The organism is Castellaniella sp. (assembly GCF_034674885.1).
Classification (GTDB): domain Bacteria; phylum Pseudomonadota; class Gammaproteobacteria; order Burkholderiales; family Burkholderiaceae_B; genus Castellaniella.
Map to the genome: position 1 here is coordinate 48,030 of NZ_JAUCDS010000005.1, position 21,894 is coordinate 69,923.

Below are 21,894 nucleotides of genomic sequence, written 5' to 3' on the forward strand. Positions count from 1 at the left end.
TGAACGCCTGTCCTGATGGTCAGATGATTTCGAAATAACGCTGGAGTTCCCAGTCGGTGACGTATTCGCGGAATTTACGCTCTTCCCATTCGCGTGTGGCCGCCATGTGGTCGACGAAGACGTTGCCGAACAAGTCGCGGGCAGCGTCGGAGCGGCGCAGGCGCTGCGCGGCCTCCCACAGGGTCTGGGGGAATTTGATCGATTCCGGGAATTCCTGGGTGTAGGCATTGCCGAAGGTGAAGGTCGGTTCCAGCTTCTGTTCGATGCCCAGCAGTCCCGAGCCCAGGGCTGCGGCCAGCGCGATGTAGGGATTGGCGTCGGCCGAGCCGATGCGTACCTCGATGCGCTGGGCCTTGGGCCCGCCCGGGATCACCCGCAACGCCGTGGTGCGGTTCTCGACGCCCAGGCTGGCTTCCAGCGGCGCCCAGTAGCCCGGCACCAGGCGGGTATAGCTGTTGATGGTCTGGGCATACATGGCCATCAGTTCCGGCATGTAGCGCTGCTGGCCTGCTGCGAAATGCCGGTGCAGCGCGCTCATGTGGTGCTCGGCCTTGGGGTCGTGGAAGACGTTCAGGCCGGTCTTGCGGTCAGTCAGCGACAGGTGGATGTGACCGCTTTGCCCGGAATGGTGATGCGACCATTTCGCCATGAAGGTCGCCATCAGCCCCTGCTGTTCGGCCAGGGCCTTGGTGAATGTCTTGAACAGGAAGCCCTTGTCGGCTGCGTGGTCGATGCGGTCCACCGCGATGGCGGCTTCCAGCACGCCCGGGCCGGTTTCGGTGTGCAGGCTTTCGATGGGGAGGTCCATGCGTTCGCACAGATCCATCAGTTCTTCGTAGAAATCGGCATGGACGGTGCTGCGCAGCACCGAGTAGCCGAAGTTGCCGGGCGTCCAGTTCTTCAGGTTGCGGTATTGCTTTTCCCGGATGGAATCGGGCGTCTCGTCGAACATGAAGAATTCATATTCCAGGGCGGCATGGGCGTCGAACCCCAGGTCGGCAGCGCGTTGGATGACTCGGTGCAGCAGGCGCCTGGGACAGACCTGGGCGGCGGGCCCGTCCAGTTCGGCGATGAAGAACAGCATGTCCTCGCCCTGGGCGTTGCGTTCCAGCGGCAGCCGGCGGCAGGTGCTGGGGTCGATGCGGGCGGCAGCATCCGGGTAGGCGGTGTGCCAGCCGGTGAAAGTCGTGTTGTCGTACAGCTCGTCGTTGGAATCCCAGCCCATCACGACGTCGCAGAAGGCGAAGCCGGATTGCAGCGCGCTGATGAACTTGTCCTTGCGCATGTATTTGCCGCGGATGACGCCGTCGATGTCTGAGAGCCCCAGTTTGATGTGGGACAGGCTGCTTTGCTTGACCAGGGCGATGGCGTCGTCGATGGTCTGTAGGGTACGTTCTTGCATGTTGCACCTTTGTGCCGCGTCGATGAAGCGGGGGGCGGCGCTTGGCGCGCCCCCCGGACCTGCTGATCAGAATCAGGCGAAGCGGTACGGAGGACCGGCTTTTGTCATGATCTCTGCGTATTGCTTCAGGATGCCCACGACCTTGGCGTCCCGGGGACTTTTTTGCGCGATCTCGTCCCAGAACTTATGGGCCTCGGTTTCCACGGCCTTCCATTCCGATTCGGGAATGGTGGTCAGTTCCAGCTTGCCGCCCTGGGTGCGATAGTGGGCCTCGCCCCACCAGTACCAGTGCTGGCGGTAATAGTGGGAACTGTCCATGCACAGCTGGAACAGGGTTTTCAGGTGGTCGGGCACCGCGTTCCATTTTTCGGTGTTGGCGATGTAGGACCCGGCCCAGGCGCCCGAGACGTTGTTGGTCAGATAGTATTTCGTGACGTCCGCCCAGCCCACGGTGTAGACCTCGGTGATGCCGGACCAGCAGACGCCGTCAAGCTCGCCCGTCTGCAGCGCGACCTGTACGTCTTCATAGGGCAGGGTGACGGGCACCACGCCCAGCCGCGACAGGAACCGACCGCCCGTCGGAAAGGTATACAGGCGCAGGCCCTTCAGGTCTTCCAGGGATTTGATCGGCTTGGTGGTGGCCATGTTGCAGGGATCCCAGGCCCCCGTGCCCAGCCAGGTGACGTTGTCGACCTTGCTGTAGGCCTCCTTCCAGATGTCGTTCAGGCCGTACCAGTTCCAGAGGGCGGGCACGTCCAGGCTGTAGCGCGAGGCCAGGGGGAAATAGGCGGCGAAGATGGCTACGTCCACTGGCGCCGCCATGGAGTCGTCGTCGCTTTGGGCGGCGTCGATGGTGCCTTTCTGCACTGCGCGGAACAACTCGCCCTGGGGCACCAGCTGGTCGGCCGTGTAGAGTTCGATTTCCATCTGGCCGTTGGCGGCTTTGTTGAAGGCGTCGATGGACGGTTTGATCACGTGGGCGGCCAGGGCCGGGCCGGCATAGGTCTGCAGCCGCCACTTGATGGGCGCCTGGGCGCGCACGATGGCCGGCGCCGCGATGGTGCCCGCCCCCAGGGCGGCACCGCCTGCCAGTTTCAGGAATTCACGTCTTTGAGTCATTGTCTCTGACCTCCGCTTGGTTGGGGGACACGCCGCGCCGTGCCGCCCCGTGTTTTACAGGTGCAGGCCTGTGGGGCCTAGCGGGCGCGGTTTGAATACATGTCGGGCAGCCACAGGGCGATGTCCGGGAAGATCATGATGATGACCAGGGTGATCATCATCAGGATGGCGAACGGCACGATCGATTTGTAGATGTCCACGATGGTGATTTCGGGCGGAGCCATGGCCCGCATCAGGAACAGGTTGTAGCCAAATGGCGGGATGACGTAGGCCAGCTGGCAGGTGATGGTGTACAGGATCCCGAACCAGATCGGGCTGAAGCCCAGGGCCTTGACCAGCGGGATGTACAGCGGCGCGACAATCACCAGCATGGCGGTGTCGTCCAGGAACATGCCCAGCACGATGAAGGACAGCATCATGATGATCAGGATGGTCCAGCGGTCGAAGCCCAGTTCGCTCAGGAACAGTTTCTCGATGGCCTTGATGGCGCCCAGGCCGTCGTAGACCGCCCCAAAGCACAGCGCGGCCAGAATGATCCACATGAACATGCAGCTGATGCTGAGCGTCTGGCGCAGGCAGGATTCCATGACCTGGCCGTTCAGGCGTCCCTTGAAGGCGGCAGCAGCGGTGGCCAGGCCGGCGCCCAGGGCGGATGTTTCCACCAGGCTGGTGACGCCCGTCATGAAGCAGCCCATCATGACGGCGAAGATCACGACCGGCAGGATGCCTTCGCCCAGCAGCCGCCATTTCTCGGGCTCTTCCGCCTTGCGTTCGGCTTCCGACAGCGGCGGCCCCAGTTCCGGGTTCATGCGGCAGCGGATGTAGATGTAGATCGTGAACAGCGCCGCCATCAGCAGGCCGGGCAGAATGCCGGCGATCCACAGCTGCAGCACCGGCTGGCGGGCGATCATGGCGTACAGCACCAGCACGATGCTGGGAGGGATCAGGATGCCCAGAGAACTGCCGGCCTGGATCACGCCGGTGACCATGACCTTGTCGTAGCCGCGTTGCATCATCTGCGGCAGGGCGACGCTGGCGCCGATCGCCATGCCTGCGACGCTCAGCCCGTTCATGGCCGAGATCATCACCATCAGGCCGATGGTGCCGATGCCCAGTCCGCCGGGCAGGGGCCCCATCCAGACGTGGAACATGCGGTAGAGCTTGTCCGCCAGGCCGGATTCCGACAGCATGAAGCCCATGAATACGAACAGCGGCAGGGTCAGCAGGGCGAACCAGTTCAGCACCGTGAAGGTGGCGTTGAACGGCATTTCGATGTCGTTGCCGCCCCACAGGAAATACGCAGCCGTGGCGCCGATGAAGCCGACGATCCCGTAGACCCGCTGCCCGGTGGTCATCAGGACCAGCAGGGACGAGAACATCGTGAGAGTGATCAGTTCGTGGCTCATTCGATGGATTTCCCAAGCGCGGTTGCCAGATCCCGGAAGAACGTCGCCAGGGTCTGCAGCAGCATCATGAAGATGCCGAAGGTCATGATGATCTTGATGGGGGCCAGCGGAGGCGCCCAGGCGGTGTAGTTGCGCTGATCGTTGACCAGGGCGTATTCGGTGCTGGAAATGCCGCCCAGCAGCAGGAAGACCAGAAACGCCACCACCAGCCAGATCGTGACGATGTCCACGCAGGCCCGGGTGCGCGGGCTCCAGCGCGAATACAGCAGATCCATGCGTACGTGGGAATCGAGCTGCATGGAATAGCCGCCGCCCAGCAGGTAGTAGGCCGACAGCAGAAACTGGGCGCTTTCCATCATCCAGTTGAAGTAGATGTTGAAGGCCATGCGCATGAAGGCGGAATACAGGAATCCGACGATCATGACGATCACGAAATACATGGCGAAACGCCCGATGACCCGGTTGATCCGGTCGACCCATCGCACGTACAGCTTGATGATGTGTGGCACGCTCCTCCTCCTGAGACAGTCCGCCCCGGGGGCTGCTGTCGCTTTCTGATGAGGTCTATGATTGCGCGTGCCTTGGCGGGTGCCTATCTGAAAACGGCATTGCGTTATCGAGAATTGGCAATGCCTTATCGGATTTCGGCAAAACCAGGGTTATCCCCGGTATCCGCCAGGAGGGAGTGGAAAGGCTTCAGTCCGGGATGTGTTTCAGGGTGGCCGACGGGCATTCCCCGAACAGGCGCCGGTAGTCCTGGGAGAACTGGCCCAGGTGCTCGAAGCCCCAGGTGGTCGCCACCTGGGTGACGCGGCTGGAGAAATCCTGCGCGTTGTGCAGCCGCCGCCGGACCTGGTTGAGTTTCAGGATGCGCAGGTACGCCAGCGGGGACAGGCCGACCACGGCCTGGAAGCTGTACTGCAGGGTGCGCCGGCTGATGTGCAACTGGCGGCAGATGTCCGCGATCGACAGCCGGTGATTGGCCTGGGACAGGACCATTTCCCGGGCCTGCTGGACGATCTGGCGACTGTGGCGGATGCGGGAATAATGAGGGTCGAGGGCGGGCCGAGCCCCCTGGGTCAGGGCGGTGCACAGCAGATCCAGCACGGTTTCCTGCAGGTCCTCGGCGGCCGTGTCGGGTGGCTGCGGTTCGAACAGAGCCCGGCCCAGGGTCTGGATCATGTGCCGGTACAGGTCGGGCGTGATCTTCAGGGTGCCGCCTTCGTTCAACCTGCCGCAGGCATCCTCATCCAGCGGCGTCAGGTGTTCGCGCAGCAGGTCCTGGTCTACCACGATGCCGAAGATGTCGTAATCCTGAGGGGTGGAGAGTTCGAATTCACAGGCGCCGGGTCGGAACAGCACGGTGTGGCCGGGAATCGGCTGGGCGTCCAGGCGGGAGGTCGCCTGGTGGGGGGCAGGCAGGCCGAACCAGAGGGAATCTGGCCAGGCGGCACAGGACTGGTGCAAGGCCTGGTTGGCGGATTCCTGGAATACCTGCAGGCGCGGCAGCCACAATTCGGTCAGCCGGCCTTCGAACGTGCCCGAGGAAAATTGGTCGTAGCTTTGTTCCCATTGGCTGAGGTTGTGCGCGTGGTCATCGGCGTCGCGCGCGGTCCGGCTTCTGCGGTGGATGCGCGGTTGGGGAGGCGATGCATTGCCGGCGGAGGACGTGACCATCGTGAGAACCACCTTGCGGGACAGAATGGCGATGACGGGGCAACGAAGCTGGGAAAACGGTAGCACTTTTACCCGGCCTGGAACAGGAATCCGACCGGATGCCATATAAGCATATGCGCTGAATCTAGGATACCTGTGAAATCAGCGCTTTTTGACCCTGCTTTCATTAGGGATGACCCTGACGTAGACTCAGAAATATCGCACAATGGTCGTTTTCCATTGCTTGAGAAGGATCAAGATGGCACGCATCGTTCTGTTCGAAAACATCCATGCCAGCGCCAAGGAAGTCTTCGTCGCCGCCGGGTTCGACGAGGTCGTCACCTATCCGGGTGCGCTCACGGGCGACGCCTTGCGCGAAGCCCTGCAGGGGGTGCATGTCGTCGGGATTCGCTCCCGGACCCATCTCGATCAGAGCGTGCTGTCCGATCTGCCGGACCTGCGGGTCATCGGCTGCTTTTGCATCGGCACCAATCAGGTGGATCTCGAAACGGCTGCGCTGCGCGGCATCCCGGTGTTCAATGCGCCGTTCTCCAACACCCGGTCCGTGGCCGAACTGGTGCTGGGCGAAGCCATCCTGCTGCTGCGCCGGATTCCGGAAAAGAACGCGCGGGTTCACGAGGGCTTCTGGGACAAGACCGCCGATGGCGCCTACGAGGCGCGCGGCAAGACTCTGGGCATCGTGGGCTACGGCAATATCGGGTCCCAGGTCGGCATCCTGGCCGAATCCTTCGGCATGCGGGTCCTGTATCACGACATCGAGGCCAAGCTGCCCCTGGGCAATGCTCATGCGACCAGTTCGCTGAAGAAGTTCCTGGCCCAGGCAGACGTGGTCACGCTGCACGTGCCCGGGGGCAAGGATACGGCCAACCTGATCGACACCGATGCCATCGCAGCCATGAAGCCGGGCAGCATCCTGATCAACGCTTCGCGCGGCACGGTGGTGGACATTCCGGCCCTGCAGCGCGCCCTGAAGTCCGGCCATCTGTCGGGCGCGGCCATCGACGTGTTCCCGACGGAACCCAAGAGCCGCGACGAAGCCCTGGACAGCCCGCTGCGCGGCATGCACAACGTGATCCTCACTCCGCACATCGGCGGCAGCACCCAGGAATCCCAGGAAAACATCGGTCGCGAGGTCGCCGAAAAGCTCAAGCGCTTCATTAGCAGCGGCACGACCAAGGGCACGGTGAATTTCCCGGAAATCTCCTACCACGAGCAAGCTGGTGCCGTGCGCATCATCCATATCCACCAGAACGTGCCCGGCGCCATGGGGGCGCTCAGCAACCTGATGGGCGAATTCGGCCTGAACATCGTCAGCCAGCAGTTGCAGACGCGTGGCAAGATCGGCTACGCCATCACCGATGTCGACGGCGACGTCACGGACCAGGTGATCGAGGGCCTGCGCCGCCATCCCATCACCATCCGCTGCGATCGCGTCTGATCGCTGCCTGCCCTCGTGCCGCGAGGGCCGTGGGGATACCCCAGCAAACCGCATCCGTCCAGGGTGCGGTTTTTTTTTGTGGCAGGTGACCGGACTGCGCCTGTGGTCTTTGGGCGGTTGGGCACTTATACTGGGTCCATTCCGTCAGATCACGGGACCCTGGCCTTCGCGGGGTCTGAACAGTCTTCCGGATTCAGTCCGCTGCCACAGGCGCCGAGACGCCCGTGGAAGTTCCGGCAGGTTTGATTCAGATCAGTACCCCTGTCTTTCATGGGGTCTATCGTAAGGGGTCCTTCTCATAGGAGTCCCTGCATGAGTACTGTGCCTGATGATGTCCCTCACCGGCGTGGCCGTCTGTTGACCGTCTGGACTCCAGAGGATCAGGCCTTCTGGGTGCACGAAGGCCGCGCCATCGCCAACGTCAATCTGTGGATCTCGATCCCCGCGCTGTTCCTGGCCTTTGCGGTCTGGCAAATGTGGAGCGTCGTCGCGGTCAACCTGCCCAACCTGGGGTTCCGCTACACCGAAAACCAGCTGTTCTGGCTGGCTGCGCTGCCGGCGCTGTCTGGCGCCACGCTGCGTATTTTCTATTCCTTCATGGTGCCGGTGTTCGGCGGGCGGCGCTGGACGGCCCTGACCACCGCCAGCCTGCTGCTGCCCACCATCGGGGTGGGGCTGGCCGTCCAGGACTCGTCCACGCCGTATTCCACGATGCTGATGCTGGCGCTGTTGTGCGGCCTGGGTGGCGGGAACTTCTCCTCGTCCATGTCCAACATCAGCTTCTTCTTCCCCAAGGAACGCAAGGGTTCCGCCCTGGGGCTGAATGCAGGGTTGGGCAATCTGGGGGTGTCATCGGTGCAGTTTCTGGCGCCGCTGGTGATCACCATGGGCATCCTCGGCCCCTGGGCCGGCGAGCCCCAGATGGCCAGGCTGTCCGGCGCCCATGGGGTGGTCGAGGTCTGGGCGCAGAACGCCGCCTTCATCTGGGTGCCCTTCATCATCATCGTGTCCATGCTGGCCTGGGTGGGCATGCATGACATCGCGGATGCCAAGGCGTCCTTTCGCGAACAGGCCGTCATCTTCCGGCGCAAGCACAACTGGATCATGTGCTTCCTGTATCTGGGCACCTTCGGGTCCTTCATCGGCTTCTCGGCCGGTTTTCCCCTGCTGATCAAGTACCTGTATCCCGATATCCGGCCCTTGCAATACGCCTGGCTGGGGCCGTTGGTGGGCGCCATGGCGCGGCCTTTCGGGGGCTGGTTGTCCGATCGCCTGGGCGGGGCCAGGGTGACGTTCTGGACGTTCTTCTGGATGATCCTGGGGGTTCTGGGCGTCATGGCATCGCTGCCGGGCGGCGGCTCGGGCGGCAGTTTCCTGGGCTTTTTGCTGGCCTTCCTGTTTCTGTTCTTCCTGACCGGTATCGGTAACGGCTCGACCTTCGCCATGATTCCGGTCATCTTCAACACGCTGGCGCAGCGCCGCCATGCGGCCGGTTCGCTGGCGCAGGCGGAATCCGAGGGGGCGAAGGAATCCGCCGCTGTCCTGGGTTTCAGCGGCGCCATGGGGGCCTATGGCGGATTCTTCATCCCCAAGAGCTTCGGCACGTCCTTCGACCTGACGGGCACCCCGGATGCCGCGCTGGTGTTCTTCGTCGTCTTCTATGCCGTATCCATCGCTGTCACGTGGTGGTACTACTCGCGTCGCCGCGCGGAGATCCCGTGCTGATGCCCATCGACATCCTGCCCCTCGGTCGGGGCCTGCGCCATTGATCGGCGCTTTTCAGAACGCTTTCAAACGGAGCCATCATCGTGAGCCATTTCATTGATCGCCTGAAGTATTTTTCCCGTCAGAAAGAAGCCTTTTCCAATGGTCATGGGAATGTCGTCCACGAGGACCGCACCTGGGAAGATGCCTATCGCAACCGCTGGCAGCACGACAAGATCGTCCGTTCCACGCATGGCGTGAACTGCACGGGTTCCTGTTCATGGAAGATCTACGTGAAGGGCGGCATCGTCACCTGGGAAACCCAGCAGACCGATTACCCTCGTACCCGGCCCGACATGCCCAACCACGAGCCGCGCGGCTGCCCGCGCGGCGCGACGTTTTCCTGGTACCTGTACAGCGCCAACCGGGTGAAATACCCCATGCTGCGCGGGCGCCTGGCCCGGATGTGGCGCGAGCAGCGCAAATCCCTGGATGCCGTGCAGGCCTGGGAATCCATCGTGACGGACCCGGAAAAATCCAGGGCCTACAAATCCGTGCGCGGCCTGGGCGGATTCGTGCGTTCCACCTGGGACGAGGTCAACGAGATCATCGCTGCCGCCAATATCCACACCATCAAGCGCCACGGCCCGGATCGCATCGCCGGCTTTTCGCCAATCCCGGCCATGTCCATGGTGTCGTATGCCTCGGGCAGCCGCTATCTGTCCCTGCTGGGTGGGTCGTTGCTCAGCTTCTACGACTGGTATTGCGACCTGCCGCCTTCCAGCCCCCAGACCTGGGGCGAACAGACCGACGTCAGTGAATCGGCTGACTGGTACAACTCGACCTTCATCATGCTGTGGGGCTCGAACGTGCCGCAGACGCGTACGCCCGACGCCCACTTCATGGTCGAGGCCCGCTATCGTGGCGCCAAGGTCGTGTCCGTGTTCCCGGATTACGCCGAGGGCGCGAAATTCGGCGACCTGTGGATACACCCGAAACAAGGCACCGATGCCGCCCTGGCCTTGGCCATGGGACACGTGGTCCTGAAGGAATTCCACCTGGCGGGCAAGAGCGCCTATTTCGACCGTTATTGCCGCCAGTACACCGACATGCCGTTCCTGGTGCGCCTGGTGCGCCAGGGCGACCGCTACGTGCCGGACCGCAAGCTGCGCGCTGCTGATTTTCCTGATCGCCTGGGGCAGCAGAACAATCCCGAATGGAAGACAGTCGCCTGCGACGAGCAGACGGGAGAATTCATCGTCCCGCAGGGATCCATCGGGTTTCGCTGGGGCCAGAAAGACGGCGAGGACGCCGGCAAATGGAATCTGGACCTGAAGGACGCCCGGGGCCAGGACGTCAGCCCGCGCCTGTCCCTGATCGGATCCCATGACGAGGTTGTGCCGGTGGCCTTCCCGTACTTCGGCGGCGTACATCACGATTACTTCAAGGGCACCGATCACGACGAGGTCCTGCTGCGCAATCTGCCGGTCAAGCGTGTGCAGACCGCCGAAGGCGAGGTGCTGGTCGCCACGGTCTTCGATCTGTTCGTGGCCAATTACGGCATCGACCGGGGCCTGGGCGGCGACAATGTGGCGGCTTCCTACGATGACGATGTCCCCTACACCCCGGCCTGGCAGGAACGCATCACCGGCGTGCCGCGCGAACAAGTCATCACGGTGGCCCGTCAGTTCGCCGACAACGCCGACAAGACCGAAGGCAAGTCCATGGTCATCCTGGGCGCCGGCCTGAACCACTGGTATCACATGGACATGGCGTACCGGGGCATCATCAACCTGGTGTCGATGTGCGGCTGCGTGGGCCAGTCGGGTGGCGGCTGGTGCCACTATGTGGGCCAGGAAAAGCTGCGTCCGCAGACCGGGTGGACCATGCTGACGTTCGCACTGGACTGGTTGCGCCCGCCGCGCCACATGAACGGCACCTCGTTCTTCTATGCGCACACGGACCAGTGGCGCTATGAAAAACTGCAGGTCTCCGAACTGCTGTCGCCGCTGGCGGATGCCTCGAAATACCAGGGCAGCCTGATCGACATGAACGTGCGGGCCGAGCGCATGGGCTGGCTGCCCACGGCGCCGCAGCTGCAGACCAATCCGCTGCAGGTGGTGCGCGATGCCCAGGCAGCCGGCATGGATCCCAAGGAATACGCCGTGCAGGGCCTGCGCGATGGCAAACTGAAATTCGCCTGCGAGGACCCGGACAACCCCGACAACTTCCCGCGCAACCTGTTCGTCTGGCGGTCCAACATCCTGGGCTCGTCGGGCAAGGGGCACGAGTATTTCCTGAAGCACCTGCTGGGCACCCAGCATGGCGTGCAGGGCAAGGACCTGGGCGAGATGGGCGCGGGCAAACCGCTGGAGGTCAACTGGCACGATCAGGCCCCGGAGGGCAAGCTCGACCTGCTGGTGACGCTGGACTTTCGCATGTCGACGACCTGCGTGTATTCGGACATCGTGCTGCCCACGGCTACCTGGTACGAAAAGAACGACCTGAACACGTCGGACATGCACCCCTTCATCCACCCGCTGTCGGCGGCCGTGGACCCGATCTGGGAATCGCGCAGCGACTGGGAAATCTACAAGAACCTGGCGAAGAAATTCTCCGAGCTGGCGGTCGATGCAGACCTGCCCGACGAAGACCTGGTGCTGCAGCCCATGCAGCATGATTCGCCGGGTGAGTTGACCGACCCCTATGCCGTGCGCGAATGGCACAAGGGCGAATGCGACCTGGTTCCGGGCAAGACCATGCCCAACCTGATGGTGGTCAACCGGGATTACAAGAACGTCTACAAACGCTTCACCACGCTGGGGCCGCTGGCTGAAAAACTGGGCAATGGCGGCAAGGGCATTTCCTGGGACACCAAGGAAGAAGTCGAATTCCTGCGCAAGCTGAACTATGCCGAACGCGAGCCCGGCGTCGGCCAGGGCCAGCCGCGCATCTTCACGGACATCGATGCCTGCGAAACCGTGCTGACCCTGGCGCCGGAAACCAATGGGCACGTGGCCATGAAGGCCTGGCAGGCGCTGTCGAAAATCACGGGACGCGACCACACGCACCTGATCCGGTCCAGCGAACATGAAAAGATCCGCTTTCGCGACATCCAGGCGCAGCCGCGCAAGATCCTGACCTCGCCTACGTGGTCGGGCATCGAATCCGACAAGGTCAGCTACAGCGCGGGCTACACCAATGTGCATGAACTGATCCCCTGGCGCACCTTGACCGGCCGCCAGGAGCTCTACCAGGATCACCCCTGGATGCGCGATTTCGGCGAGGCGCTGTGCGTGTATCGGCCGCCGGTGGATACCAAGACCATCAAGCCCATGCTGGATAAGAAATTCAGCAACGGCGAACCGCACGTGGTCCTGAACTTCATCACGCCGCACCAGAAATGGGGCATCCATTCCACCTATTCCGACAACCTGATCATGCTGACGCTGTCGCGTGGCGGCCCCATCGTCTGGATGTCCGAAATCGACGCGGCCAAGGCCGGCATCGTGGACAACGACTGGATCGAGGTCTTCAACGTCAACGGTGCCCTGGTGGCCCGCGCGGTGGTCAGTCAGCGAGTGCCCGAGGGCATGACCATGATGTATCACGCCCAGGAAAAAATCGTGAACGTGCCGGGGTCGGAACTGACCGGCAAGCGCGGTGGCATCCACAATTCCGTGACGCGCACGGTCATCAAGCCCACCCACATGATCGGCGGTTACGCCCAGCTGGCCTATGGCTTCAATTACTACGGCACGGTCGGATCGAACCGGGACGAATTCGTGGTGGTCCGCAAACTGAAGAAAGTCGATTGGATGGACGAAACGCACGAAGTATCCGTCCAGACGCAGGCCTAAGGAGTCGCACCCATGAAAATTCGCGCACAAGTCGCCATGGTCCTGAATCTGGACAAATGCATTGGCTGCCATACCTGTTCGATCACCTGCAAGAACGTCTGGACGTCTCGCGAAGGCATGGAATATGCCTGGTTCAACAACGTCGAGACCAAGCCTGGCGTGGGCTACCCCAAGGATTGGGAAAATCAGGACCGCTGGAACGGCGGCTGGCGCCGCAAGGCCAACGGCCGCATCGAACCGCGCCAGGGCGGCAAACTGAAGTTGCTGTCGCGCATCTTCGCCAACCCCAACCTGCCGCAGATCGACGACTACTACGAGCCCTTCACCTACGACTACGACTACCTGCAAAAGGCCCCGGAACGCACGACGCCGCCCGTGGCCCGGCCGCGTTCTCTGATCACCGGCCAGCGCATGGAAAAGATCGAATGGGGGCCCAACTGGGAAGAAATCCTGGGCGGAGAGTTCTCCAAGCGGTCCAAGGACTACAACTTCGAAGCGGTGCAGAAAGACATCTACGGGCAGTTCGAGAACACCTTCATGATGTATCTGCCCCGGCTGTGCGAACACTGCCTGAACCCCACGTGCGTCGCCAGTTGTCCGTCGGGGTCGATCTACAAACGCGCCGAAGACGGTATCGTCCTGATCGACCAGGACAAGTGCCGGGGCTGGCGCATGTGCATTTCCGGCTGCCCGTACAAAAAAATCTACTACAACTGGAAGTCCGGCAAGGCGGAAAAGTGCATCTTCTGCTATCCCCGCATCGAAGCCGGCCAGCCCACGGTCTGTTCCGAGACCTGTGTCGGGCGCATCCGCTACCTTGGGGTGCTGCTGTACGATGCCGACGGCATCGAGGCCGCCGCCAGCGTGCCCAATGAAAAGGACCTGTATCAGGCCCAGTTGGACCTGTTCCTGGACCCGAACGACCCTGAGGTCCGCCGCCAGGCCCTGGCCGACGGCATCCCTGAAAACTGGCTGGACGCGGCCTGCAATTCGCCGGTCTACAAGATGGCGGTCGAATGGAAGATCGCCTTCCCGCTGCACCCGGAATACCGCACCCTGCCCATGGTCTGGTACGTGCCGCCGCTCTCGCCCATCCAGTCGGCGGCCAACAGCGGCCAGATCGGTTCTTTTGGCGAGATCCCGGACGTCAAATCCCTGCGCATCCCGCTGCGGTATCTGGCCAACCTGCTGACGGCTGGCGACGAGGCCCCGGTGGGCGTCGCGCTGGAACGCATGCTGGCGATGCGTGCCTTCATGCGGGCACGGTCCGTCGACCGCCAGGAACGGCACGACATCCTGGACCAGGTGGGATTGTCGCTGCATCAGGTCGAAGACATGCACCGCTATCTGGCCATCGCCAATTACGAAGACCGCTTCGTGATTCCCACCGCGCATCGGGAAAATGCCGAAAACGCCTTCGAGATCCGGGGGGGCTGCGGGTTCACCTTCGGCAATGGCTGTTCGGGGGGCAGTTCCGATGGCTCTTTGTTTGGCAAGCCGCGCGGCAAGCGCAAGCCGTCGGTCGTATTTCTGGATCCGGCCAGGACCGCATGAAGGAGCCCGCCATGACGCATGCCTTGACTCTCGAAGACAGCTCCACCTTTTCCGTCCTGTCGGTGCTGCTGAGCTACCCCGAACAGGACTGGCTGGCCGCGCTGCCTGAACTGTCCGACACCCTGCCGGCGCCTGCGCGGGATCGCCTGGACCCGCTGTTCGCCTATCTGCGCGGATTCGATGACGTGATCGATCTGCAGGAAGCCTACGTTGCGACCTTTGATCGGCGGGCCGCCCATTCCCTGCATCTGTTCGAACACGTGCATGGCGAGTCCCGGGACCGGGGCCAGGCCATGGTCGACCTGCAGCAGGAATATCTCAAGCACGGCCTGGAACCGGCCACGACCGAATTGCCGGACTATGTGCCGCTGTTCCTGGAGTTCCTGGGGCAGATTCCGCCCCAGGCCGCCGAGGACCTCTTGGGCGACGCCATCCACGTGCTGGCTCGCCTGGGCGACAAGCTGGCCGAATCGGACAGCCCCTACGCCAGCGTGTTCGCGCAGCTGCGGCTCATGACGGCGGTGCAGCCTGAAGTCCTGCCCGATCCCCCCGAAGGCGACATGGAAGAAACCATGATCACCTTCGGGCCGCAGGCCGACGGGACCGAGCCGCTGTTGATGCGCCGCCCCCGCGACGGCGCCCAACCCATTGTGTTCCATCCGCCGCGCGCACGAGCCGGCCATCCGAACGGCAGCCAGACCTGAGGAGACCATCATGAAAGACACACTTGATCTGTTCTTTTTCGGGGTGTACCCCTACATTGCCCTGACTGTGTTCTTCCTGGGCAGCCTGGTGCGCTTCGAGCGCGAACAGTACACCTGGAAAAGCGATTCCAGCCAGTTGCTGCGTTCCGGGTCGCTGCGATGGGGCAGCAATCTGTTCCACATCGGGATCATTTCGCTGTTCTTCACGCACCTGGTCGGGCTGCTGACGCCGCCCGCCGTCTACCATGCCTTTGGCGTCACCACGCATTTCAAGCAGTGGATGGCCATCGTCGTGGGGGCCGTCCTGGGTGTGGTCTGCCTGATCGGCCTGGTGATGCTGATCCATCGCCGTTGGTCGGAAATCCGCCTGCATCACAATTCCACGGTCTCGGATTGGGTCACGCTGCTGTGGATCCTGCTGGTGCTGGTCCTGGGCCTGATCTCGCTCTTCACCTCGGTGCAGCATACCGACGGGGCGGTCATGGTGCAGCTGGGCGACTGGGCGCAGCGCATCGTGACCTTCCGCGCCGGGGCAGTGGGCGCGCTGGTGGGCGTGCCGGGAATCTATCGCATTCACATGGTGCTGGGCATGACGCTGTTCGTGATCTTCCCCTTCACCCGTCTGGTGCACGTGTGGTCGGGCTTCGCTTCCGTCACCTACCTGGTGCGCCCCTGGCAACTGGTGCGTCCGCGCCGCTGAGGATTGCTCATGATCACTGTGAACGACGTCGTCATCGCCGAGGCCGATATCCTGGCCGAGGTGCCGAACCACGAACAGGAAGCCAACCCGCGTCTGGCTGCCGGGCAGGAACTGGTGCTGCGCGAACTGATCCGCCAGCGGGGCGGCGAACTGGACCTGAACGCCGATGGCGACGAGGCCCTTCTGGCTGCGGTGCTGACCGAAGACGTGCGTACCCCGCAGGCCGACGAGGCCAGTTGCCGGCGCTACTATGACCAGCATCCCGATGAGTTCCGCGAAGGCGACCTGATCGAGGTCTGGCACATCCTGTTCCAGGCGACCTCGGGCCTGGACGTGCAGAAGCTGCGGTCTCGCGCCAATCTGCACCTGGCCGAACTGCATCGCCAGGGCTTGGGGGCGTTCGGCCAGTTCGCCCGCGAATATTCCAACTGCCCTTCGGGGGCGGAAGGCGGTTCCCTGGGGGAACTCAGCCGAGGCGAGATGGTGCCGGAATTTGAAAAGGCCGTGTTCGCCCTGCCGGAATACACCCTGGCCGGCGAGCTGATCGAGACGCGCTTCGGCTTTCATATCGTGCGCACCGGCCGCAAGGTCGAAGGCCGGATCGTGCCCTTTGACGAGGCGCATGACCGGCTGGCTGCGTGGCTGGAGGAATCCAGCTACCGCCGTGCCGTGCATCAGTATCTGCAGCAGCTGGTGGGCGCGGCGCAGATCCAGGGAATCCCGATGCAGGGGGCGGATTCCCCGCTGGTGCAATAGGGGGCCCCCACGCTGCGCAGCCTGCGGCCGCTTGCTGCCCCCCGAGGGGGCGCCTTTCGCCTTGGGGCGGCCCGGCGGCGAAAGGGCTGTTCTAGCCCGGGCTGCTCTAAGCCCGCGTAGCCACGCGCTCGGGAACGATCCGAACCGTGTCGGGCGGGGCCGGAGGCAGCACGTCGGCCAGGGTGCGGGCGTCCAGATAGTCCATGAACGCCTGCAGCGCCCCGGCGATGACGGGTTTCAGGCCGCAGTGGCCAGTCAGGATGCAGTGGTTGCCGGGCCCCATGCATTCGACCAGGGCCAGGTCGTTTTCCATGTCGCGAATCAGGGCGCCCAGCGAAATATCGTGCGGTTCGTGGGCCAGTTCCATGCCGCCGTTCTTGCCGCGCACCGTGCGGATCCATCCGTGCTGGGCCAGCCGGTGCGTGATCTTCATCAGATGCGGTTCGGAAATTCCGTAGAACTGGGCGATCTCGGCGATCGTGCACAGCCGGTCGCGGTGGCTGCTGAGATACATCAGCAGCCGGACCGCATAGTCGCTCATGTTGGTCAGTCGCATGGTGGCGGCCGTCCGGCTAGCGGGCCTGAGCGGGTTGAACCCCGGCGGCCTTTTTGGGGGCAGCGACCGGGGCAGGTTTGTCCGGCCGCGGGCGGATCAGCATCGGCACGAAGCGCCACAGGTACAGGCCCAGCGACAGAATCCAGGCCAGCGCGGCCAGGTGCAGCAGATGCAGGCTGGCGGCCGAGGGCCATAGCGCGGCCAGGCGCAGCAGGGCGGCCAGCACCATCAGCCAGTGGCCCGCCAGCATGCTGCGATCCAGCGCCAGGGGGCGCCCCAGGTGGCCCAGGGCGGTGCGTGTCAGCATGCCGATGATCAGGATGCAGAAGCCCGCCAGACCGATCAGGTGCACGTGGGTGGCGCCACGGGCCAGCACGCCGTTGAGAATGGCCGGGTCGAACAGGTTGCTGAATTTCCAGGCGGCGGCCAGCAGGCCGATGCCGATGAAGGCGTAGCCCAGGTACAGAATCCACAGCATGGGCTTGCGCAGCACCGCCTGGGGTTTCCAGCAGGCCAGCTGGCCCAGGCTGATCAGGCCGGTGATGCCCAGGCTGGCCGCCATGATCAGGGTCAGGGTGTGGGGGCCGCTGCCCGGCGTCATGGGAACGTCGGTGATCTGGGCCAGCACGCCGGCCGCCAGGGCCAGGACGCTGAAGATCATCTGCGCGTGCCCGGACCGGACCAGCATGGGGATTTGCAGGCCTTGCACCATGCGCATGGCGAAAAATGGGATGACCCGGCGGGCGATCAGCAAGGCCACGACGGCCATGCCGATCAGGCCCAGGTCGAAGCGTTCCATCAGCGCCAGGTAGTCGCCCTGCAGGGCCGCCAGCAGATACAGCAGGTCCGCGATGCCCAGTGCCAGGACCAGGGCGGGCAGGCCGTAGTTGCGCCGGCTGCGGCCCTTGAACATGACACGGGCCAGGGCGACCGCAGCGCCCAGGAAGAACAGCAGCTCGGCGGCGGTCGCGATCCAGAAACCGGTCAGGCCACCAGCCAGGAAGCCGATGCGCGCGATGCACCACAGGATGCACAGGCCGGCCAGGGGCCGGCCCTGCAGCGGGTTGAATCCCGTCCAGGTGGCGCTGGCCGTCAGCAGGAAGCCGATCGCGATGGTGATGATGAAGCCCCACAGCATTTCATGCGCGTGCCAGGCCACCAGGGTCAGCGGCTCGCCCAGCAGTTGCGGGGCAAAGATCCACAGGGCGATCGAAATCACTGCCCAGCTGGCGCCAGCGATGTACAAGGGGCGGAAACCCAGCGCCAGGAAGGCCGCCATGGAAGGGCCGGCCGGAGTGGCTCGGGCGGGGGTTTCTTCAATGTTCAGCAGATGGGACATGGGCGTCGAACTCGGTCATGGGTTGATCAGGGTGGTGGCTGATCTGGTAGCCGTACCACAGACTGCGGGCAATGCGATGGGCGAAGTCCCGGGCTAGCGCGACGAAGGCCGGATTGTCGAATTCGCCCAGGGTTTCGCCGAACAGATCCAGCCAGCGGGTGAACATGGGGCCTTCCAGGCCAGGCAGCGCCACGTGGCGCGGCATGGGTGTGCCGCTGTATGTGCCGGTGCGGCGCAGCAGCGACGACCAGAAGCGCACCATGCGTTCCAGGTGCTCGTCCCAGTCGTCGATGTGGTCATCGAAGATCGGCCCCAGCACCGCGTCCTGGCGCACGCGTCGATAGAAGTGGTGGACGAGGTTGACGATGTCGTCTTCCGTGCAGACAAAGGAGTCGTCCATGCAGGTCTCGCAGTCGATGGATTCTTGAAGATGCCTATTATATGAATCTTTATGGATGAGCGTAAAGCTGCGCAGGCAGGGGAAAAGCTGCTGGAAACCGTCCGTTGGATGGCCGGGCGGGCCGCCGTTCAGTTATCATCAACGTCTCTCTGGCAAGTCTGCCGGAATCCACTTATTGCCATCCCACTGGTGCTCATGTCCGAACCTGTGATTCTGTCGTGCGTCGTGCCGTGCCTGAACGAACAGGCCAACCTGGGCATTTTGCTGCCCGAGCTGCTGGCGACCCTGGAATCCCGGGTGGATGCTCTGGAAATCATCGTCGTGGACGATGGCAGCACCGACGGCACACCGGACCTGCTGCGGCACTGGTGCAGCCTGCATCCCCAGATCGTGTACCTGCGCCTGTCGCGCAATTTCGGCAAGGAAGCCGCCCTGACGGCCGGCCTGGAGGCCGCCCGGGGCTCGGTCGTGGTCTGCCTGGATGCCGACATGCAGCATCCGCCGCAGATGATTCCGGCCATGCTGGATCGCTGGAACGACGGTGTGCAGATGGTCTATGCCGTGCGCGCCACTCGCCAGGATGAAAGTTCATTCAAGCGCGTGGGTTCGCGGGTGTTCTATGCCCTGATGCGCACGTCCGATGGCCGTTCCGTGCCGCCCAATGCAGGGGATTTCCGCCTGATGGACCGCATCGTGGTCGATGCGCTGCTCAGCCTGCCCGAACGCGACCGTTTCATGAAAGGCCTGTTTGCCTGGGTGGGTTTCGAGTCCGAGGCCATGCCCTACACGCCGCCGCAGCGCCGGCACGGGGTCAGCCGCTTTCATCCATTGAAACTCCTGCGTTTCGCCGTCGACGGCCTGACGGCCTTCACCACCTGGCCGCTGCGCCTGCTCAGCCTGCTGGGCGCCTGCCTGTCGCTGGTGGCTTTCATCTACGGCTTGCTGATCATCGTCACCCACCTGATGTTCGGCGACCCGGTGCGCGGCTGGGCCACGCTCATCACAGTGGTCCTGTTCTTTTCCGGCGTCAACCTGATGTCCCTGGGAGTCGTGGGCGAATACGTCGCGCGCATCTTCACCGAGGTCAAGGGGCGTCCTGTCTACCTGCTGCGTGAACGGGTCGGGGGTGGGGCGTCGCTGCGGGCCGATGCCGGCTCGGTGGATGCCCCGTCAGGCCCCGGCCGGACTGGCCAGGCGGCCGCAGCGGATGGCGATGCCGATCACCCCGAGGGTGGCCAGGCATGAGCCCGCTCGGCTTCGGTAACGCGGGCCATCGTCTGGTCGATGGCGCCGAATCTGTCTGGCAGGCCCTGCAGGCGCGGGCCTCCTGGATCTGGGTGGCGGCGCTCACTTTTGTCTGGCTGGCCGCCACGACCTGGACGTATCCCTTGTTGCTGCCCGACGAGGGCCGTTATGTGGGGGTGGCATGGCACATGCTGATGTCGGGCGACTATCTCACGCCGCGCCTGGACGGCATGCCGTTCTTTCACAAGCCGCCCCTGTTCTACTGGCTGACGGCCGGTGCCCTGGCGGTATTCGGTGACAATGCCTGGGCCGGCCGCCTGGTGTCGGTGCTGTCGGCCACCCTGATGGTCACGGTGTTCTATCTCTTTTTGCGTCGCTATGCGCGGGTGTCCGCTGCTGGCCGCACGGTGCTGATTCTGGCGGTGCAGCCCTTTCTGTTCGGCGCCGCGCATTACGCCAACCTGGACATGCTGGTGGCCGCCCTGATCAGCCTGACGGTCATGACGGGGGCGGATGCGGTGTTCCGCCGCGAACAGCAGCGTTCCGACCGCGCGGCCATCCTGGGGATGTACGTGCTGGCAGCCGCCGGCTTCCTGGCCAAAGGCCTGATCGGCGTGGTGCTGCCGGGCGGCGTGCTGTTCTTCTGGCTGCTGGGACGGCGCCAGTACCGGGCGATGGGCCGCCTGCTGTGGTGGCCCGGCATCCTGCTGTTCCTCGCGCTCATCCTGCCCTGGATGGTGGCCATGCAGGCCCGCCATCCCGGATTCTTCGACTATTACATCGTTTATCAGCATTTCCAGCGCTTCCTGGAAACCGGCTTCAACAATCCGCATCCCTTCTGGTTCTACGTGCCGGTCGTGCTGGGCCTGACCTTGCCCTGGTCGATCCAGCTCTGGCGCTGGCTGCATCTGCACGGGCCTTTGCATGCGGGGTTCGTGCCGCCGGCCAGGCGGTCCGAACAGGTGGATCGCCGGGTCCTGCGCGGCCTGATGCTGTCCTGGCTGGCCGTCGTGCTGGTGTTCTTTTCCATTCCCAGCTCGAAGCTGGTCGGTTACGTGATCGCCGTCCTGCCGCCGCTGGCCTGGTTCATCCAGGAAACCTTCGAACAGCGCAAGGAAGAAACCGCCCCGGACGTGCGCCGCAGCCTGATGCGCCACGCCCTGGTCGCTCTGGGCCTCTGCCTGCTGGCGGTGGTGGTCCTGCTGGCCTTTCCGCAGCGCAGTTCCAAATCCCTGGCGCAGACGCTGGCGCAGTCCGCCGCGCCGGGCGATCGTCTGGTGATGTTCAACCAGTTCGCCTACGACGTGCCGATGTACGCCGACTGGCGGTCTCCCATCGTGGTGGTGACGAATTGGGACGATCCCGGCGTCCTCCAGGGCGACGACTGGCGCCGCGAACTGGCCGATGCCGCTGCGTTCATGCCCGATCACGGGGCGGACGTGCTGTGGCAGCCGTCGCGTCTGCAGGATGCCCTGTGCCAGCCCGGTCATCCGACGACGTGGCTGATGGCTTGGCTGGACGAAGCCGACCGTCTGCCGGCATTGGCCGGTCGGGCGCCGGTGGGGCAGTCGCGCAAGATGGGCCTGTGGCGGATCGCTGCCGGGGATGCCGTCAGCGGTTGTGGCGAAACGCCCAGTAACGCCCCAGAATGAAGGTCATGCCGGCAATGCCGATCAGCACCAGCGCCAGCAGGATGTCGTAACGGATCGGGGTGATGTTCAACAGAGTGGCATAGGCGGCTTCATTGACGGCGAACCCCAGGGCGGACACCAGAAAGAATCGCACGGCCGCTTGCAGCAGGGGGGCCTGCTGATGGCGGAACGTCAGCCGGTAGTGGCCGGTGAACGATACGCCGAAAGCCACCAGCCACCCCGCCACATTGGCCAGCAGCGGCGCCAGCCCCGCCCAGGCCACGCAGGCGACGGCGACCGCCCAATGAGTGGCCGCCGCTGCGCAGCCTACAATGACGAACCAGCCGATCTGGGTATAGAGTTTTCTGAACATGAATCCTGACCGCTCGCGCGCCAGCTCCCC

At 63.8% G+C, this 21,894-nt stretch carries 18 protein-coding genes; 9 read left to right on the top strand and 9 right to left on the bottom strand.

Annotated elements, in window-relative coordinates; genetic code table 11:
- Positions 1 to 19: 19 nt before the first annotated feature.
- The 5 genes from VDP74_RS04975 to VDP74_RS04995 all read right to left on the bottom strand — a co-directional run bounded on the left by VDP74_RS04975 (position 20) and on the right by VDP74_RS04995 (position 5,604).
- Positions 20 to 1,402 carry a glutamine synthetase gene (locus VDP74_RS04975; RefSeq protein ID WP_322998525.1) on the bottom strand — a complete coding sequence of 461 codons (1,383 nt, stop codon included), beginning with the start codon at positions 1,400 to 1,402 and terminating at the stop codon, positions 20 to 22.
- Positions 1,403 to 1,474: 72 nt separating this feature from the next.
- Complete coding sequence (locus VDP74_RS04980; protein WP_322998526.1) at positions 1,475 to 2,521, bottom strand: TRAP transporter substrate-binding protein; 1,047 nt, start codon at positions 2,519 to 2,521, stop codon at positions 1,475 to 1,477.
- A gap of 77 nt (positions 2,522 to 2,598) precedes the next feature.
- A complete protein-coding gene (locus VDP74_RS04985) occupies positions 2,599 to 3,927 on the bottom strand; it encodes a TRAP transporter large permease (protein ID WP_322998527.1) in 1,329 nt (442 codons plus the stop codon).
- Positions 3,924 to 4,436, bottom strand: coding sequence for a TRAP transporter small permease subunit (locus tag VDP74_RS04990; RefSeq protein WP_322998528.1), 513 nt, complete (start codon positions 4,434 to 4,436; stop codon positions 3,924 to 3,926). Before VDP74_RS04990 ends, VDP74_RS04985 begins: the two co-directional genes overlap by 4 nt.
- Before the next feature lie 187 nt (positions 4,437 to 4,623).
- Positions 4,624 to 5,604 carry a helix-turn-helix domain-containing protein gene (locus VDP74_RS04995; RefSeq protein WP_322998529.1) on the bottom strand — a complete coding sequence of 327 codons (981 nt, stop codon included), beginning with the start codon at positions 5,602 to 5,604 and terminating at the stop codon, positions 4,624 to 4,626.
- Positions 5,605 to 5,842: 238 nt separating this feature from the next.
- Here VDP74_RS04995 and serA point away from each other — a divergent pair, with 238 nt between their 5' ends.
- The 7 genes from serA (at position 5,843) to VDP74_RS05030 (ending at position 16,320) form a co-directional block, all read left to right on the top strand.
- Positions 5,843 to 7,042 (top strand): phosphoglycerate dehydrogenase, encoded by a 1,200-nt coding sequence (gene serA / locus VDP74_RS05000; RefSeq protein ID WP_322998530.1) that lies wholly within the window; start codon positions 5,843 to 5,845, stop codon positions 7,040 to 7,042.
- Between the two features lie 312 nt (positions 7,043 to 7,354).
- A complete protein-coding gene (locus VDP74_RS05005) occupies positions 7,355 to 8,767 on the top strand; it encodes a NarK family nitrate/nitrite MFS transporter (RefSeq protein WP_322998531.1) in 1,413 nt (470 codons plus the stop codon).
- Positions 8,768 to 8,850: 83 nt separating this feature from the next.
- Positions 8,851 to 12,606 (top strand): nitrate reductase subunit alpha, encoded by a 3,756-nt coding sequence (locus VDP74_RS05010; protein WP_322998532.1) that lies wholly within the window; start codon positions 8,851 to 8,853, stop codon positions 12,604 to 12,606.
- A 12-nt stretch (positions 12,607 to 12,618) separates the two neighbouring features.
- Positions 12,619 to 14,160, top strand: a complete 1,542-nt coding sequence (gene narH / locus VDP74_RS05015; RefSeq protein ID WP_322998533.1) for a nitrate reductase subunit beta — start codon at positions 12,619 to 12,621, stop codon at positions 14,158 to 14,160.
- An 11-nt stretch (positions 14,161 to 14,171) separates the two neighbouring features.
- Entirely contained in the window at positions 14,172 to 14,864 is a 693-nt protein-coding gene (gene narJ / locus VDP74_RS05020; protein ID WP_322998534.1) for a nitrate reductase molybdenum cofactor assembly chaperone, read from the top strand.
- A gap of 10 nt (positions 14,865 to 14,874) precedes the next feature.
- Positions 14,875 to 15,564, top strand: coding sequence for a respiratory nitrate reductase subunit gamma (gene narI, locus VDP74_RS05025; protein WP_322998535.1), 690 nt, complete (start codon positions 14,875 to 14,877; stop codon positions 15,562 to 15,564).
- Positions 15,565 to 15,573: 9 nt separating this feature from the next.
- Positions 15,574 to 16,320 carry a peptidylprolyl isomerase gene (locus VDP74_RS05030; protein WP_322998536.1) on the top strand — a complete coding sequence of 249 codons (747 nt, stop codon included), beginning with the start codon at positions 15,574 to 15,576 and terminating at the stop codon, positions 16,318 to 16,320.
- Positions 16,321 to 16,426: 106 nt separating this feature from the next.
- Here VDP74_RS05030 and VDP74_RS05035 read toward each other — a convergent pair whose 3' ends face one another.
- From VDP74_RS05035 to VDP74_RS05045, 3 genes are read right to left on the bottom strand one after another with little or no spacing between them, the layout of a single operon-like run.
- Positions 16,427 to 16,876, bottom strand: a complete 450-nt coding sequence (locus VDP74_RS05035) for an Rrf2 family transcriptional regulator (protein ID WP_322998537.1) — start codon at positions 16,874 to 16,876, stop codon at positions 16,427 to 16,429.
- A 16-nt stretch (positions 16,877 to 16,892) separates the two neighbouring features.
- Positions 16,893 to 18,215, bottom strand: coding sequence for an NnrS family protein (locus VDP74_RS05040; RefSeq protein WP_322998538.1), 1,323 nt, complete (start codon positions 18,213 to 18,215; stop codon positions 16,893 to 16,895).
- Entirely contained in the window at positions 18,193 to 18,615 is a 423-nt protein-coding gene (locus VDP74_RS05045) for a group III truncated hemoglobin (protein WP_322998539.1), read from the bottom strand. Before VDP74_RS05045 ends, VDP74_RS05040 begins: the two co-directional genes overlap by 23 nt.
- Positions 18,616 to 18,810: 195 nt before the next feature.
- On the opposite strand from VDP74_RS05045, the gene VDP74_RS05050 reads away from it, so the two are divergent.
- The gene (locus VDP74_RS05050) at positions 18,811 to 19,860 is read left to right on the top strand and encodes a glycosyltransferase family 2 protein (RefSeq protein ID WP_322998540.1); all 1,050 of its coding nucleotides are present in this window, start codon (positions 18,811 to 18,813) and stop codon (positions 19,858 to 19,860) included.
- Positions 19,857 to 21,512 (top strand): glycosyltransferase family 39 protein, encoded by a 1,656-nt coding sequence (locus tag VDP74_RS05055; protein WP_322998541.1) that lies wholly within the window; start codon positions 19,857 to 19,859, stop codon positions 21,510 to 21,512. Before VDP74_RS05050 ends, VDP74_RS05055 begins: the two co-directional genes overlap by 4 nt.
- On the opposite strand, the gene VDP74_RS05060 is transcribed toward VDP74_RS05055, so the two are convergent.
- Positions 21,472 to 21,864, bottom strand: a complete 393-nt coding sequence (locus tag VDP74_RS05060; RefSeq protein ID WP_322998542.1) for a GtrA family protein — start codon at positions 21,862 to 21,864, stop codon at positions 21,472 to 21,474. The genes VDP74_RS05055 and VDP74_RS05060 overlap by 41 nt on opposite strands.
- Between the last annotated feature and the right edge of the window lie 30 nt (positions 21,865 to 21,894).

Excerpts from the sequence above, each read along its gene's own strand:
- VDP74_RS05045 (WP_322998539.1), bottom strand. The coding sequence starts at position 18,615 with ATGGACGACTCCTTTGTCTGCACGGAAGACGACATCGTCAACCTCGTC.
- VDP74_RS04975 (WP_322998525.1), bottom strand. The coding sequence starts at position 1,402 with ATGCAAGAACGTACCCTACAGACCATCGACGACGCCATCGCCCTGGTC.
- VDP74_RS05030 (WP_322998536.1), top strand. The coding sequence starts at position 15,574 with ATGATCACTGTGAACGACGTCGTCATCGCCGAGGCCGATATCCTGGCC.
- VDP74_RS04980 (WP_322998526.1), bottom strand. The coding sequence starts at position 2,521 with ATGACTCAAAGACGTGAATTCCTGAAACTGGCAGGCGGTGCCGCCCTG.
- narH (WP_322998533.1), top strand. The coding sequence starts at position 12,619 with ATGAAAATTCGCGCACAAGTCGCCATGGTCCTGAATCTGGACAAATGC.
- VDP74_RS05035 (WP_322998537.1), bottom strand. The coding sequence starts at position 16,876 with ATGCGACTGACCAACATGAGCGACTATGCGGTCCGGCTGCTGATGTAT.
- VDP74_RS05050 (WP_322998540.1), top strand. The coding sequence starts at position 18,811 with ATGTCCGAACCTGTGATTCTGTCGTGCGTCGTGCCGTGCCTGAACGAA.
- VDP74_RS04985 (WP_322998527.1), bottom strand. The coding sequence starts at position 3,927 with ATGAGCCACGAACTGATCACTCTCACGATGTTCTCGTCCCTGCTGGTC.
- narI (WP_322998535.1), top strand. The coding sequence starts at position 14,875 with ATGAAAGACACACTTGATCTGTTCTTTTTCGGGGTGTACCCCTACATT.
- VDP74_RS04995 (WP_322998529.1), bottom strand. The coding sequence starts at position 5,604 with ATGGTCACGTCCTCCGCCGGCAATGCATCGCCTCCCCAACCGCGCATC.
- serA (WP_322998530.1), top strand. The coding sequence starts at position 5,843 with ATGGCACGCATCGTTCTGTTCGAAAACATCCATGCCAGCGCCAAGGAA.
- VDP74_RS05005 (WP_322998531.1), top strand. The coding sequence starts at position 7,355 with ATGAGTACTGTGCCTGATGATGTCCCTCACCGGCGTGGCCGTCTGTTG.
- VDP74_RS05040 (WP_322998538.1), bottom strand. The coding sequence starts at position 18,215 with ATGTCCCATCTGCTGAACATTGAAGAAACCCCCGCCCGAGCCACTCCG.
- VDP74_RS05060 (WP_322998542.1), bottom strand. The coding sequence starts at position 21,864 with ATGTTCAGAAAACTCTATACCCAGATCGGCTGGTTCGTCATTGTAGGC.
- VDP74_RS05055 (WP_322998541.1), top strand. The coding sequence starts at position 19,857 with ATGAGCCCGCTCGGCTTCGGTAACGCGGGCCATCGTCTGGTCGATGGC.
- narJ (WP_322998534.1), top strand. The coding sequence starts at position 14,172 with ATGACGCATGCCTTGACTCTCGAAGACAGCTCCACCTTTTCCGTCCTG.